This window comes from Pseudomonas sp. Irchel 3H7 (assembly GCF_900187605.1).
In the GTDB taxonomy this organism is placed as follows: Bacteria; Pseudomonadota; Gammaproteobacteria; order Pseudomonadales; family Pseudomonadaceae; genus Aquipseudomonas.
Genome location: NZ_FYEA01000003.1, coordinates 496,693 through 510,740, shown reverse-complemented (window position 1 = coordinate 510,740; position 14,048 = coordinate 496,693). Strand labels below are relative to the sequence as shown.

The window sequence follows — 14,048 nt, the reverse complement described above, 5'->3', positions numbered from 1 at the left end:
GCGCGCGCCCAAGGGCGCCTCCAATAACGCAACGTCTGGTTCGCCAAGCGTTGCGGGAGGCGCCCTCTGGGCGCGCGCGTTTTTCCGGTTCCGACAAATTCAACAAGCGAGGAGGATCGCCATGGGCGTGACCAATCGGTTGGCCTGTTACTCCGACCCCGCCGACCACTATTCCCACCGAGTGCGCATTGTGCTTGCAGAGAAGGGTGTCAGCGCCGAGATCATTTATGTGGAAGCTGGTCGCCAGCCGCCTAAACTGATTGAGGTCAACCCTTACGGCAGTCTGCCGACGCTGGTCGATCGTGACCTGGCGTTGTGGGAGTCGACCGTGGTGATGGAATATCTGGATGAGCGTTACCCGCACCCGCCGTTGATGCCGGTTTACCCGGTGGCGCGTGCCAACAGCCGCCTGCTGATTCATCGTATTCAGCGCGACTGGTGTGGTCTGGTGGATCTGATTCTGGATCCCAAGTCCAAGGAGGCCGCGCGTGTCGTGGCGCGCAAGGAATTGCGTGAAAGCCTGACGGGCGTGTCGCCGCTGTTTGCCGACAAGCCGTTTTTCCTCAGTGAGGAACAAAGTCTGGTGGATTGCTGCCTATTGCCAATACTCTGGCGTTTGCCGATTCTGGGTATTGAACTGCCGCGGCCAGCCAAGCCGTTGCTTGATTATATGGAGCGCTCGTTTGCGCGTGAGGCTTTCCAGGCGAGTCTGTCTGGTGTCGAACGCGATATGCGCTAAGGCTTAAGGAGCCGCTATGAACTCCAGTCGACCTTATCTGGTCCGCGCGCTCTACGAGTGGATTGTTGATAACGATTGCACCCCGCACATGCTGGTCAATTCCGAATACCCGGCGGTGCAGGTGCCGCAGGGTTTCGCCAGTGACGGGCAGATTGTCCTGAACATCTCGCCAAGTGCCGTGCGTCATCTGCACATGGACAACGACGTGGTGACCTTCGAAGGTCGCTTCGGTGGTGTCCCGCACAGCTTGTACGTGCCGATCAGCGCGATCCTGGGGATCTACGCCCGGGAGAACGGTCAGGGCATGGTGTTCGATCTCGAGTCGCCGATGGATGACGAGGAAGAGATCGAGTCGGATGACGACTTGCCGCCACCGGACAGCGAGCCGCCGCGCCCTAGCGGCCGGCCTAGTTTGAAAGTGGTGAAATAAAAAAAGGCGATCCGGATGGATCGCCTTTTTCATGCGCATCTCAAAACTTCACATACATCTCAAATCTGCATACACATCTCAAAACTGTAGGAGCTGCCGAAGGCTGCGATCTTTTGATCCTGATCTTTAAAGCAAGATCAAAAGATCGCAGCCTTCGGCAGCTCCTACACAGGGTTCTGTGTCAGTCGATGTATTCGAAGAGTTTGACGATCTTCTGCACGCCGGAAACGCCCTGAACCAGATTGGTTGCCTGAGTGGCTTCCTGTTTGGTCAGCAGGCCCAGCAGATAGACGATACCGTTCTCGGTCACGACCTTGATGCGCGAGCCAGGGATGCTGGCGTCGGTGAGCATCTGGGTCTTGATCTTGGAGGTCAGCCAGGTGTCGTTCTGGCGAGCCAGGAAGCCGGACGGCGGTATGACCTGCAGTTCGTTGTGAACGGTTTTTACCCGTTGCACGGCGGCTGCTGCCTGCTCAGCCTTGGCTTTCAAGTCTGCGCGAGGGGTTTGACCGGCCAGCAAGACAACACCGTTGAAACTGGTGACGACGATGTGCGAATCGTTGTCCAGGGCCGGGTCGGCCTTGGCCACGTTCACACCGACTTTGGTTTCGATCAACGAGTCGTCGATCTTGCTACCGAAGGTGCGCGTGCCACGGTCGTCGTCGATCGGTGCTTCACGGCTGGCGTTCACCACCGAGGTGCAGCCGCTGATGCCGAGGCACAGGGTCAAGGCCAGAAGGCCAAGGCGATTAGGGGTCATTCTTCACTCCCGAACAGTTGGCTGTCGATCAGATCGCAAAGGCAATGGATCGCCAGCAAGTGGACTTCTTGAATACGTGCGGTGACATTGGCCGGTACGCGAATCTCGACGTCTTCGGGCAGCAGCAGTGACGCCATGCCGCCGCCATCGCGTCCGGTCATAGCTACGACAATCATTTCGCGATCATGTGCGGCCTGGATCGCTTGAATAATGTTCGCCGAGTTGCCGCTGGTCGAAATAGCCAGCAGGACATCGCCTGGCTGACCGAGTGCGCGGATCTGTTTGGAGAACACTTCGTTGTAGCTGTAGTCGTTGGCGATCGAGGTGATCGTCGAGGTGTCGGTGGTCAGGGCGATGGCCGGCAGGCTCGGACGCTCGCGCTCGAAGCGGTTGAGCAGCTCCGAAGAGAAGTGCTGAGCGTCACCGGCCGAGCCGCCGTTGCCGCACGAAAGCATTTTGCCTTCGTTGAGCAGGGCGTTGACCATGATCTGGCTGGCTTGCTCGATGTGCGGTGCAAGTACGTCCATCGCCTGTTGCTTGGTGTCGATACTGGCCTGGAAAAGCTGGCGAATTCGGGATTGCATGTCCATCTGTGTGACCTTAAGTAGCGCGGCTGTCCGGCACATGAATGTGCAGCCCGCAAAGCAAAGAGCAAAATTTGTCGGTGGGATTGTCCGGGTCGCAACGCCTGCGATCAACTGTCGAAAGCATTCTGCAACCAGTTCAGCTGATCCGGATGGCTGTCGATAGCCACCACGTCGAAGCGGCAAGGGGAATTGGCCCAACGCGACTCGCGCTGAAGAAAATACTGTGCAGCGAAAATCAGTTTCTGCTGCTTGCGCCCATCGATGCTAGCGAGCGCGCCACCCCATTGAGTGTTTTTTCTGTAGCGAACTTCAACGAATACTACTGTATCGCCATCAAGCATGACCAGATCAAGCTCGCCGCGTTTGCATAACCAGTTCTGCGCCAGCAGGCGCAGACCGTGTTGTTGCAGATGCTCGAGCGCCTGGCGCTCGGCATCCTTACCGCTTTGCGAGCGTGACCTGTCGGGCATCAGCGCGGGGTGTCCGGCAGGCGCTGCACCTGGCCGCTGACGAACTGTGCCCAAGGCAATTGACGAACGACGCGTTGGGTCTGGGTCATGCCGAGGCTGCCCGACTCACCGTCGATGCGGCTGTCCGGCAGCGCTTTGAGTTGCCCCAGGCGCGGAGCCAAGCGATAGGCATCGACACCCATCGCGTACAGGCGGCCGAGGCTGCCGGCGGCTTGCGGCCACTGCGCAACCACTTGCTGACGCAATGGGTCACTGCTGTCCAGCAGCCATGGGGTTTCGCAGAAGCGAATGCCGTTCATGTCGTTGTACTGGTTGACGTCGCCACTGGCGCTGTAAACGTGCGAGGTCGCGTAAACCGGAACGTCTCCGGCGTACTGGAAATTCAGGGTCGGCTTGATCTGCTGCGCCTGTTGTGGCGTGGCAGCAAGGAAGATGAACTCGATGTCCTGACGACGCGACGGCTGCGCGGCGACGTTAGTGCCGGCGGCATTTTGCAGGCTCTTGGCGCGGGCTTCGCTCTGACGCAGCTGGAACATGTCAGCGATCTGCTGAGCCAGTTGCACCGGCTGATCAACGCGTTCGGTGGCTACGATGCTGCCGCCGTTAGCCTGCCAGTCCTGGCTGAACGCACGCAGTACGCGGTCGCCCCATTCGCCTTTCGGCACCATAATGGCGGCGCGGTGCAGGCCATCGGCACGGGCGCGGCGCGAGACTTCGCGGGCTTCGTCTTCAGCGGCCAGACCAAACTGGAACAGCTGCGCCGGGCCTTGATCACCTTCGCTGTAGTTCAGGGCGAGGGTGGTGATCGGCAGTTGCGGGCGGGTGCTCAGTTGTTTGACCAGTGGTTTTTCCAGCGGGCCGACGACCAGTTGCACGCCATCAGCCTGAGCCTTGCGGTAGAACTCGTCCATCGAGGTCAGCTTCGAGCTGTCGTAGAACTCGATCGCTGGTGGCTTCTGTCCAGCCTGTTGAGCCTGGTAGTGCGCAGCCATGAAGCCTTCACGCAGTGCCTTGCCGACGGCAGCCAATTGACCGTCCTGCGGCAGCAGCAGGGCGATTTTGCTCAGCGGCTGGCTGGCCAGTTCCTTGAGTTTGGTCAGCGGCAGCGGCAGGTTGATCGCAGCCGGGTGTTTTGGATTCTGCGCACGCCAGGTGTCGATCGCGGCTTGCTGCTGTTCCAGGGTGCCCGCGGATTTTACCGCCATGGCCAGGCCCATCCAGCCGCCGAGATCGTCGGTGCTGTTCGGTTGCAGTTGATCAGTTGGCAGCGAGCCGATCAGGGTCCAGATCGCTTCGTGGTTCTTGCTCGCGGCTTCGCCTTGCAGCATCGGAGCGATAAACACGCGCTCGCGGGCGGCAGCCAGAGTCTGGCCATCGGCTTCAAGGGCGCGGGCGTGAACGGTGCCGGTGCGCACTTGCTGCTCTTCAGGCATCTCACCCAAATGTTGCAGGCTTGGATGGCTCAGGGCCGTCAGCGCAGCTTTCGGCTGATTGCGGGTCATGGCCAGCTCAGCATTCAGCGTGCTGGCGAAAATCTGCTGGCCTGGCTTCAGTTGCTCCATCGGCACTTGTTGCAGGATCTGCGCAGACTGGCCGGCGTTACCCTGACGGTAAGCCAGATCCGCAGCACTCAGGCGCAGCAGGGCGGCTTTTTCCGGGGTTTTCGCCTGGCTAGCCTGTTCGAGCAGTTGCTCGATGCTGGCATCCGGGGTCCGTGGAAGTTCGCCAAGGCTGGAGGAAGGGGAGCTGGCGCAAGCCGCCAACAGGGCAGCGAGGCAGAGGGCAGTGAACAGCCGCAGGCAAGCGATCATGTAAGTGTTCCTGATACTCGATCAAATTAGCGTCGAATTGTACCCAAGCACTGGCCGGGGCGCGATGTTACTGGCGTGAATCGGACGATTTAGCTGGAGTAAATGTTGCGGCGGCGCACAACTGCGCGCAAAACCATGGTGGGTCGAGGCGCGTCGCAAGCCTCGTGTCGCGCTACAATGGCCGCTTTTACCGATCACGAGGTGTGCGCTTTGACTGCTCCAGGTTCCCTGAATTCCGCTGCTGGCTCGCTTTATGTGGTGGCGACGCCCATCGGCAACCTGGACGACATCAGCGCCCGGGCATTGAAGATCCTCCGTGAAGTCGCCTTGATCGCCGCCGAGGACACCCGTCACTCGGCGCGCCTCATGCAGCACTTCGGGATCGGCACGCCGCTGGCTGCGTGTCACGAACACAATGAACGAGATGAAGGTAGCCGCTTTATTACCCGCTTGCTGGCCGGTGATAACGTCGCGCTGATTTCCGATGCCGGGACACCGCTGATTTCCGATCCGGGTTATCACTTGGTGCGTCAGGCTCGCGCAGCCGGGATCAATGTCGTGCCAGTGCCGGGTGCCTGTGCGCTTATCGCCGCGCTGTCGGCGGCCGGTCTGCCGTCTGACCGTTTCATCTTCGAAGGTTTTCTGCCGGCCAAGTCGGTCGGACGCAAGGCGCGACTGGAAGCCGTCAAAGAAGAGCCGCGCACGTTGATCTTCTACGAAGCACCGCACCGCATTCTTGAATGTCTGCAGGATATGGAAGCCGTGTTTGGCGGTGAGCGCCAGGCATTGCTCGCTCGTGAAATCACCAAAACCTTTGAAACGCTTAAAGGTCTGCCATTGGCTGAGTTGCGTGCATTCGTCGAATCCGACAGCAATCAGCAACGCGGCGAATGCGTGGTGCTGGTCGCCGGTTGGACCGCGCCGGAGTCTGAAGACGCAGTGAGTAGCGAAGCGATGCGCATCCTCGATCTGCTCCTCGAAGAAATGCCGCTCAAGCGTGCCGCCGCGCTGGCAGCGCAGATCACCGGCGAGCGCAAAAACGTGTTGTATCAGGTCGCGCTGGATAAACAGAAAGGCGTTTAAGCCGTCGCCCATAGCGGTCTTGAGGCTTTTAGCGCTTGTTCTTCGGGCGCTCTGCCGTTAACCTTCGCGGCGGAGAGTCGATCGGACAGTCGCTGCCCTCTATGAAAATTAGGGGGGGGAGGAAAGTCCGGGCTCCATAGGGCGAAGTGCCAGGTAATGCCTGGGAGGCGTGAGCCTACGGAAAGTGCCACAGAAAATAACCGCCTAAGCGCTTCGGCGCCGGTAAGGGTGAAAAGGTGCGGTAAGAGCGCACCGCACGTCTGGCAACAGTTCGTGGCTAGGTAAACCCCACTTGGAGCAAGACCAAATAGGGTCCCAAGGCGTGGCCCGCGCTGGGACCGGGTAGGTTGCTAAAGATGTCCAGTGATGGCCATCGTAGACGAATGACTGTTCAAGACAGAACCCGGCTTACAGATCGACTCTCCACCTTTTTCTTTCCCTGCTTGAATCAATGGCAACAGGGCTGTGTAATATCAGCAGGCCTGGGCTGAAAGTTCGGCAGCGGCAAACGCAGTAATAGCCATTTCCCACCTTGCTTCAATCAACAGCAGAAGCGCTTTTGTAATACCGAAAAAATCTTACTCTTAACAAATTACTTTAACTTTCGAGCGCAGCTATCAGTGCTGCATCAGGTTATGGGTCAAAAGTCTGCGCCAGATTGTCGTTACTCCTCCTTTTATGCTCCTAAATCTCCGTTCTGTAAGGGTTTTCCTTTAATCCGCGCCTTGACGGTGTGGTGGGCGCATTCCTATAGTGTGCGCAAGTGGCGGAAAGTGGCATGAAGTGGGTTTTTTGAGCTCAAAACGATAAAAATTGGAGAAACGCAGACGTGTTTCGCGGAGCTAACGCTATCAGTCTCGACGCAAAGGGCCGTCTCGCTATGCCGAGCCGGTACCGTGACGAGCTCGATTCGCGCAGTTCCGGCCAATTGATCGTGACCATTGATGCCGTTGATCCGTGTCTGTGTGTCTATCCGCTCGACGAGTGGGAAATTATTGAAACCAAGTTGCGCGCACTCCCTTCGCTTCGCGAAGAGAACCGTCGCTTGCAGCGTTTATTGATTGGCAACGCCGTCGACCTCGAGCTCGATGGCAGTGGTCGTTTTCTGGTTCCACCGCGTCTGCGCGAATACGCCAAGTTGGATAAGCGCGCGATGCTGGTAGGCCAACTGAACAAGTTCCAATTGTGGGACGAGGATGCATGGAACGCGGTATCTGCCGCTGACCTTGCTGCCATTCAACAACCGGGCGCGATGCCTGATGAACTGCGTGATTTGATCCTGTGACTATTGATAGCGGCTTTAACCACATCACCGTACTGCTTGACGAAGCCGTCGAGGCTCTCGCCGTACGTCCTGATGGCTGCTATCTGGACGGCACGTTCGGGCGCGGCGGCCACAGCCGGCTGATCCTCAGCCAGCTCGGCACGGACGGTCGGCTCATCGGATTCGACAAAGATCCACAAGCGATTGCCACCGGGCAAACGCTAGCGGCCGAAGACGGCCGCTTTGTCGTTGTGCAGCGCAGCTTTGCCGAGCTCGGTTCGGTGGTTGCCGAACAGGGTCTGAGCGGCAAGGTCAGCGGTATTCTGCTCGACCTCGGCGTGTCTTCGCCGCAGCTCGACGACGCCGAGCGCGGCTTCAGTTTCCTCAACGACGGCCCGCTCGACATGCGCATGGACCCGTCCCGTGGCATCAGCGCTGCCGAGTTTGTCAACACCGCACCGGCTGAGGAAATCGCCCGGGTGTTCAAGGAATACGGCGAAGAGCGATTCTCCGGTCGCATGGCTCGCGCGGTCGCCGAACGTCGCGATATCAAGCCGTTCGAGCGCACCGCCGATCTGGCTGAAGTGTTGAAAGTCGCCAACCCGGCGTGGGAAAAGGGCAAGAACCCGGCCACCCGTGCATTCCAGGGTTTGCGCATTCACGTCAACAACGAACTGGGTGATCTGGAAGCCGGCCTCGAAGCCGCACTGGACGCTCTGGAAGTTGGCGGCCGTCTGGTCGTGATCAGCTTCCACTCGCTGGAAGACCGCATCGTCAAACTGTTCATGCGCAAGCTGGTGAAAGGCGAAGCCGACAACCTGCCGCGCAACCTGCCGGTTCGCCATGTCGCGTTCGAACCGAAAATCAAAATCCATGGCAAAGCGCAGACGGCCTCCGACGCCGAACTCAAAGCCAACCCACGTTCCCGTAGCGCCGTCATGCGCGTCGCGGAGAAGTTGCGGTGAGCAAGCTTTTCGCCAAGCCACTGCCCGGCGGCAGCTTTCTGATGCTGCTGCTGTTTATCGGCGTGCTCGTGTCGGCCATCGCCGTGTCGTACAGCGCGCACTGGAACCGGCAGTTGCTCAACACCCTTTACAACGAACTCAGCGTGCGCGACAAGGCGCAGGCCGAGTGGGGCCGTCTGATTCTTGAGCAGAGCACCTGGACCGCGCACAGCCGCATCGAAGTGCTGGCCACCGAACAATTGAAAATGCACATCCCCGGCGCGGCTGACGTGAAGATGGTGGCGCCATGATGAAACTCGAAGGCGCACTGTTCCCATGGCGCTTCCGCCTGATGGTGGCGCTGCTTGGCATCATGGTCGCGGCGATCTGCTGGCGCATCATCGACCTGCAAGTGGTTGACCGTGACTTCCTCAAAGGTCAGGGCGATGCGCGCAGCCTGCGTCACATTCCGATTCCGGCTCACCGTGGTCTGATCACCGACCGTAACGGCGAGCCTTTGGCCGTGAGTACTCCGGTGACCACGCTGTGGGCCAACGCCAAGGAAATGCAAACGGCGAAAGAGAAGTGGCCGGCACTCGCCGCCGCGCTGGGTCAGGACCCGAAAGCCCTGACTGAACGCCTCGAAGCCCAGGCCAACAAAGAATTCATTTATCTGGTGCGCGGGCTGACCCCCGAGCAAGGCCAGGCTGTGCTCGACCTGAAAGTGCCGGGCGTTTATGGCATCGAAGAATTCCGCCGGTTCTATCCGGCCGGTGAAGTCACCGCACACATGGTCGGGTTTACCGACATCGACGACCACGGTCGCGAAGGTGTCGAACTGGCTTATGACGAATGGCTCGCCGGGGTGCCGGGCAAACGACAGGTCATCAAGGATCGGCGCGGACGGCTGATCAAGGATGTCCAGGTCACCAAAAACGCCAAGGCCGGCAAGCCCTTGGCGTTGTCCATTGACCTGCGCCTGCAATATCTGGCCAACCGCGAGCTGCGTAACGCGATCATCGAGAACGGCGCCAAGGCCGGCAGCCTGGTGATCATGGACGTCAAGACCGGCGAGATTCTGGCCATGGTCAACCAGCCGACCTACAACCCGAACAACCGCCGCAACCTGCAACCGGCGATGATGCGTAACCGCGCGATGATCGACGTGTTCGAACCGGGTTCGACCATGAAAGCCATCTCGATGGCTGCCGCAATCGAAACCGGCCGCTGGAAACCGAGCGACACCGTCGAGGTGTATCCGGGCTCCCTGCAGATCGGCAAATACACCATCAAGGACGTCTCCAAGAGCGAAGGTCCGGTGCTCGACCTGACCGGCATCCTGATCAATTCCAGTAACGTCGGCATGAGTAAGGTCGCGTTCGATATCGGCGGCGAAACGATTTTCCGCCTCGCGCAGAAAGTCGGCCTCGGCCAGGACACCGGCCTTGGCTTCCCGGGCGAACGTGTCGGCAACCTGCCGAACTACCGCGATTGGCGTAAGGCTGAAACCGCAACCTTGTCTTACGGCTACGGTATTTCCGTGACCGCGATTCAACTCGTCCACGCGTTCTCGGCGCTGGCCAACAACGGTCGTCTCGCGCCGCTGACCCTGATCAAAACCGACAAGCCACCGCAGACCACGCAGGTGCTGCCGGAAGCCGTCGCGAAAACCCTGCAAGGCATGCTTACCCAGGTGATCGAAGCGCCGCGCGGCGTGTTCCGTGCGCAGGTGCCGGCGTATCACGTGGCGGGCAAGTCGGGTACTGCGCGTAAGACCTCGGTGGGCACCAAGGGCTATGCGGAAAACTCTTACCGCTCGCTGTTCGCCGGTTTCGGTCCGATGAGCGATCCGCGTTACGCGATCGTTGTCGTGATTGATGAACCGTCCAAGGCCGGTTACTTCGGTGGTCTGGTTTCCGCGCCGGTGTTCAGCCGTGTGATGTCCGGCACCCTGCGTCTGATGAACGTTACGCCGGACAATCTGCCGACGACGCAACAAGCCAACGCTACCCCGGTCGTTCCGCTGAAAGCCAATGGAGGGCGCGGCTGATGTCATTAAGTCTGAACAAGATATTCCCCCACGCCGGCCACGATCTGTTGATCCGTGAATTGGCGCTGGACAGCCGCAACGTACGCGCGGGCGATTTGTTCCTCGCCGTGCCCGGCGGCAAATTCGATGGCCGTGCGCACATCGCCGATGCCTTGCAACGCGGCGCGGCGGCTGTAGCGTATGAAGTTGAAGGTGCCACCGTGCTGCCGATCACCGACGTGCCGCTGATTCCGGTCAAAGGCCTGGCGGCGCAGCTGTCGGACATCGCCGGGCGTTTTTACGGTGAGCCAAGTCATCACCTGAACTTGATCGGCGTGACCGGCACCAACGGCAAAACCAGCGTGACCCAATTGGTTGCGCAGGCGCTGGATCTGCTCGGTCAGCATTGCGGCATCGTTGGGACCTTGGGTTCCGGCTTCTATGGCGCACTGCAAAGCGGTCTGCACACCACGCCGAATCCGATCGCCGTGCAAGCAACGTTGGGCGACCTGAAAAAGGCCGGCGCCAAAGCCGTGGCCATGGAAGTCTCGTCCCACGGTCTGGATCAGGGCCGCGTCACTGCGCTGGCGTTCGACGTCGCGGTGATGACCAACCTGTCCCGCGACCACCTGGACTATCACGGCACCATGCAGGCGTACGCCGAGGCCAAGGCCAAGCTGTTCGCCTGGAATGATCTGAAGTGCCGCGTGGTCAACCTCGACGACGATTTCGGCCGGCAACTGGCCGCTGAAAAACGCGAATCGCGCCTGATCACCTACAGCCTGCTCGACAGCAGCGCCTATCTATATTGCCGCGAAGCGCAGTTCGATGACCACGGCGTGCGCGGCACACTGGTGACGCCGCAGGGCGAACATCATCTGCGCAGCACCTTGCTCGGTCGTTTCAACCTGAGCAACGTACTGGCAGCCGTCGGCGCCTTGCTCGGTCTGGATTACGCGCTCGACGAAATTCTCAAAGTACTGCCGAAACTCGAAGGCCCGGCCGGGCGCATGCAGCGTCTGGGTGGCGGTACGCAGCCGTTGGTGGTGGTCGATTACGCCCACACCCCGGATGCGCTGGAAAAGGTTCTGACCGCTTTGCGCCCGCACGTCAAAGGTCAACTGCTGTGTCTGTTCGGCTGCGGCGGTGACCGTGATCGCGGTAAGCGTCCGTTGATGGCCGAAGTGGTCGAGCGTCTGGCCGATCAGGTGCTGGTCACCGACGACAACCCGCGCACTGAAGATCCGGCAGTGATTTTCGATGACATCCGCGCCGGTTTCACGGCTGTGGATAAAGTCACCTTCGTCGCCGGCCGTGGTCAGGCGATTGCGCAACTGATTGCCGGCGCTTCGGCGGATGACGTGATTGTTCTGGCCGGTAAAGGTCACGAGGACTATCAGGAAATCAACGGCGAGCGCCACGCTTTCTCCGATCTGGTCGAGGCTGATCACGCCCTGACGGCGTGGGAGGTGGCCCATGCTTAAGGCCTTGAAACTCAGCGAACTGACCAACGCACTCGATGCACGTTTGATCGCTGCTGATGCCAGTTTCGACGGCGTCAGCATCGACAGCCGTGCGATCCAGCCAGGCCAACTGTTTATTGCGTTGACCGGCCCGCGATTCGACGGTCATGACTATTTGAACGATGTCGCTGGCAAAGGCGCCGTTGCTGCGCTGGTCGAGCGTGAAGTCGCCGACAGCACCTTGCCGCAACTGCTGGTCAAAGACACCCGTCAGGCCCTCGGCCAGTTGGGCGCGCTGAACCGTGCCGCGTTCACTCAGCCAGTCGCAGCGATCACCGGTTCCAGCGGCAAGACCACCGTCAAGGAAATGCTCGCGAGCATCCTGCGCACGCGCGGTCCGGTGCTGGCGACCCGTGGCAATCTGAACAACGATCTCGGCGCGCCGCTGACCCTGCTCGAACTGGCTGCGGAACACACTTCGGCCGTCATCGAACTGGGCGCTTCGCGTCTCGGCGAAATCGCTTACACCGTTGGCCTGACCAAGCCGCACGTGGCGATCCTCAACAATGCCGGCACCGCGCATGTTGGTGAGTTCGGCGGGCCGGAAAAAATCGTCGAAGCCAAAGGCGAAATCATCGACGGGCTGGCGGCCGATGGTGTCGCCGTGCTCAACCTCGATGACAAGGCTTTCGGTATCTGGAAGACCCGTGCGGGCGCGCGCAAAGTGCTGACTTTTGCCTTGAGCAACACGCACGCGGACTTTTACGCCAGCGATCTGAGCACCGATGCCCGTGGTTGCCCGGCCTTCAATCTGCACACACCTGAAGGTGTCGAGCGCGTTCAACTGAACCTGCTCGGCACGCATAACGTCGCCAACTCCATGGCCGCCGCCGCTGCCGCTCACGCCTTGGGCGTGTCGCTGTTCGGCATCGCCACCGGGCTTGGCGCCGTGCAACCGGTCAAGGGTCGCACCGTCGCGCAACTGGCGAAAAACGGTATGCGCGTGATCGATGACACTTACAACGCAAACCCCACCTCGATGTGCGCGGCCGTTGATATACTCGCCGGCTTTTCCGGCCGCACCGTCCTGGTGCTCGGAGATATCGGCGAGTTGGGCGATTGGGCGGAGCAGGGGCACCGCGACGTGGGCGAGTACGCCCGGGGCAAGGTTTCCGCGCTTTACGCAGTCGGGCCAAACATGGTTCACGCCGTAAACGCTTTCGGTGAACAGGCGCATCACTTCGGCACGCAAGCCGAACTGATTCAGGCCCTCGACGCCGAGCAGGACACAAACACCACCATTTTGATCAAGGGTTCGCGCAGTGCAGCGATGGAAAACATCGTTGCGGCTCTGTGCGGGTCCAGTCTGGAGAAACATTAATGCTGCTGCTGCTAGCGGAGTATCTGCAACAGTTCTACAAAGGCTTCGCGGTCTTTCAGTACCTGACCCTGCGCGGGATTCTCGGTGTGCTGACCGCGCTGGTTTTGTCGCTGTGCTATGGCCCGTGGATGATCCGCACTTTGCAGAACCGTCAGATCGGTCAGTCCGTTCGTAATGATGGCCCGCAATCGCACCTGTCCAAGTCGGGTACACCGACCATGGGCGGCGCACTGATTCTGTCTTCGATCGGCGTCAGCACTCTGCTTTGGGCTGACCTGAGCAACCGCTACGTCTGGACTGTTTTGTTGGTGACTCTGTTGTTCGGCGCCATCGGCTGGGTCGACGATTACCGCAAAGTCATCGAGAAGAACTCGCGTGGTCTGCCGAGCCGCTGGAAGTATTTCTGGCAGTCGGTGTTTGGCCTCGGCGCGGCGATCTTCCTTTATATGACTGCGTCCACCCCGGTGGAAACCACGCTGATTCTGCCGATGCTCAAGGACTACAGCATTCCGCTGGGCCTCGGTTTCATCGTGCTGACCTACTTTGTGATCGTCGGCTCGAGCAACGCGGTCAACCTGACTGACGGCCTCGATGGCCTGGCAATCATGCCGACCGTGATGGTCGGTGGTGGCCTCGGCATCTTCTGCTACCTGTCGGGTAACGTGAAATTCGCTGAATACCTGTTGATCCCTTACGTGCCGGGCGCGGGCGAACTGATCGTGTTCTGCGGCGCGCTGATCGGTGCCGGTCTCGGCTTCCTGTGGTTCAACACCTATCCGGCGCAAGTGTTCATGGGCGACGTCGGTGCCCTGGCACTCGGCGCGGCGCTGGGCACCATCGCGGTGATCGTCCGTCAGGAAATCGTCCTGTTCATCATGGGCGGCGTGTTCGTGATGGAAACCCTGTCAGTCGTCATTCAGGTTGCGTCCTTTAAGCTGACCGGTCGCCGTGTGTTCCGCATGGCACCGATCCACCACCATTTTGAACTCAAGGGCTGGCCCGAGCCGCGCGTGATCGTCCGTTTCTGGATCATCACCGTGATTCTCGTGCTGATCGGCCTTGCCACCCTGAAGCTGAGGTAGAACGA

At 60.0% G+C, this 14,048-nt stretch carries 14 protein-coding genes and 1 other RNA gene; 11 read left to right on the top strand and 4 right to left on the bottom strand.

Features of this window, described 5'->3' with window-relative positions:
• Nucleotides 1–121: 121 nt before the first annotated feature.
• Both CKW38_RS08300 and CKW38_RS08295 read left to right on the top strand, forming a co-directional pair.
• Entirely contained in the window at nt 122–739 is a 618-nt protein-coding gene (locus CKW38_RS08300; RefSeq protein WP_007917025.1) for a glutathione S-transferase N-terminal domain-containing protein, read from the top strand.
• A gap of 16 nt (nt 740–755) precedes the next feature.
• Nucleotides 756–1,169: a ClpXP protease specificity-enhancing factor gene (locus tag CKW38_RS08295; RefSeq protein ID WP_007917024.1), complete on the top strand. Its 414-nt coding sequence runs from the start codon at nt 756–758 to the stop codon at nt 1,167–1,169.
• Between the two features lie 181 nt (nt 1,170–1,350).
• Here the strand turns inward: CKW38_RS08295 and CKW38_RS08290 are convergent, their stop codons facing one another.
• The 4 genes from CKW38_RS08290 to CKW38_RS08275 all read right to left on the bottom strand — a co-directional run bounded on the left by CKW38_RS08290 (nt 1,351) and on the right by CKW38_RS08275 (nt 4,797).
• Nucleotides 1,351–1,929, bottom strand: a complete 579-nt coding sequence (locus CKW38_RS08290; protein WP_007917023.1) for a BON domain-containing protein — start codon at nt 1,927–1,929, stop codon at nt 1,351–1,353.
• Nucleotides 1,926–2,519 carry a phosphoheptose isomerase gene (locus tag CKW38_RS08285; protein WP_007917022.1) on the bottom strand — a complete coding sequence of 198 codons (594 nt, stop codon included), beginning with the start codon at nt 2,517–2,519 and terminating at the stop codon, nt 1,926–1,928. The genes CKW38_RS08290 and CKW38_RS08285 overlap by 4 nt, the downstream gene beginning before the upstream one ends.
• Nucleotides 2,520–2,623: 104 nt before the next feature.
• Nucleotides 2,624–2,986, bottom strand: a complete 363-nt coding sequence (locus tag CKW38_RS08280) for a YraN family protein (protein ID WP_007917019.1) — start codon at nt 2,984–2,986, stop codon at nt 2,624–2,626.
• Complete coding sequence (locus CKW38_RS08275; protein ID WP_007917016.1) at nt 2,986–4,797, bottom strand: penicillin-binding protein activator; 1,812 nt, start codon at nt 4,795–4,797, stop codon at nt 2,986–2,988. The genes CKW38_RS08280 and CKW38_RS08275 overlap by 1 nt, the downstream gene beginning before the upstream one ends.
• A gap of 177 nt (nt 4,798–4,974) precedes the next feature.
• Here CKW38_RS08275 and rsmI point away from each other — a divergent pair, with 177 nt between their 5' ends.
• The 9 genes from rsmI to mraY all read left to right on the top strand — a co-directional run bounded on the left by rsmI (nt 4,975) and on the right by mraY (nt 14,043).
• Entirely contained in the window at nt 4,975–5,880 is a 906-nt protein-coding gene (gene rsmI / locus CKW38_RS08270) for a 16S rRNA (cytidine(1402)-2'-O)-methyltransferase (RefSeq protein ID WP_034156477.1), read from the top strand.
• A gap of 73 nt (nt 5,881–5,953) precedes the next feature.
• Nucleotides 5,954–6,307: RNase P RNA component class A (gene rnpB, locus CKW38_RS08265), an RNA gene on the top strand.
• Between the two features lie 402 nt (nt 6,308–6,709).
• Nucleotides 6,710–7,165: a division/cell wall cluster transcriptional repressor MraZ gene (mraZ, locus tag CKW38_RS08260; protein ID WP_007917012.1), complete on the top strand. Its 456-nt coding sequence runs from the start codon at nt 6,710–6,712 to the stop codon at nt 7,163–7,165.
• Nucleotides 7,162–8,109, top strand: a complete 948-nt coding sequence (gene rsmH / locus CKW38_RS08255) for a 16S rRNA (cytosine(1402)-N(4))-methyltransferase RsmH (protein WP_163019685.1) — start codon at nt 7,162–7,164, stop codon at nt 8,107–8,109. The genes mraZ and rsmH overlap by 4 nt, the downstream gene beginning before the upstream one ends.
• Nucleotides 8,106–8,399 carry a cell division protein FtsL gene (ftsL, locus tag CKW38_RS08250; RefSeq protein WP_007917008.1) on the top strand — a complete coding sequence of 98 codons (294 nt, stop codon included), beginning with the start codon at nt 8,106–8,108 and terminating at the stop codon, nt 8,397–8,399. Before rsmH ends, ftsL begins: the two co-directional genes overlap by 4 nt.
• Nucleotides 8,399–10,138 (top strand): penicillin-binding protein 2, encoded by a 1,740-nt coding sequence (locus CKW38_RS08245; RefSeq protein ID WP_174245137.1) that lies wholly within the window; start codon nt 8,399–8,401, stop codon nt 10,136–10,138. The genes ftsL and CKW38_RS08245 overlap by 1 nt, the downstream gene beginning before the upstream one ends.
• Complete coding sequence (locus CKW38_RS08240; protein ID WP_095112411.1) at nt 10,138–11,601, top strand: UDP-N-acetylmuramoyl-L-alanyl-D-glutamate--2,6-diaminopimelate ligase; 1,464 nt, start codon at nt 10,138–10,140, stop codon at nt 11,599–11,601. The genes CKW38_RS08245 and CKW38_RS08240 overlap by 1 nt, the downstream gene beginning before the upstream one ends.
• The gene (gene murF, locus CKW38_RS08235) at nt 11,594–12,961 is read left to right on the top strand and encodes a UDP-N-acetylmuramoyl-tripeptide--D-alanyl-D-alanine ligase (protein WP_095112410.1); all 1,368 of its coding nucleotides are present in this window, start codon (nt 11,594–11,596) and stop codon (nt 12,959–12,961) included. Before CKW38_RS08240 ends, murF begins: the two co-directional genes overlap by 8 nt.
• Nucleotides 12,961–14,043 carry a phospho-N-acetylmuramoyl-pentapeptide-transferase gene (gene mraY / locus CKW38_RS08230; protein WP_007917000.1) on the top strand — a complete coding sequence of 361 codons (1,083 nt, stop codon included), beginning with the start codon at nt 12,961–12,963 and terminating at the stop codon, nt 14,041–14,043. Before murF ends, mraY begins: the two co-directional genes overlap by 1 nt.
• Nucleotides 14,044–14,048 lie beyond the last annotated feature (5 nt).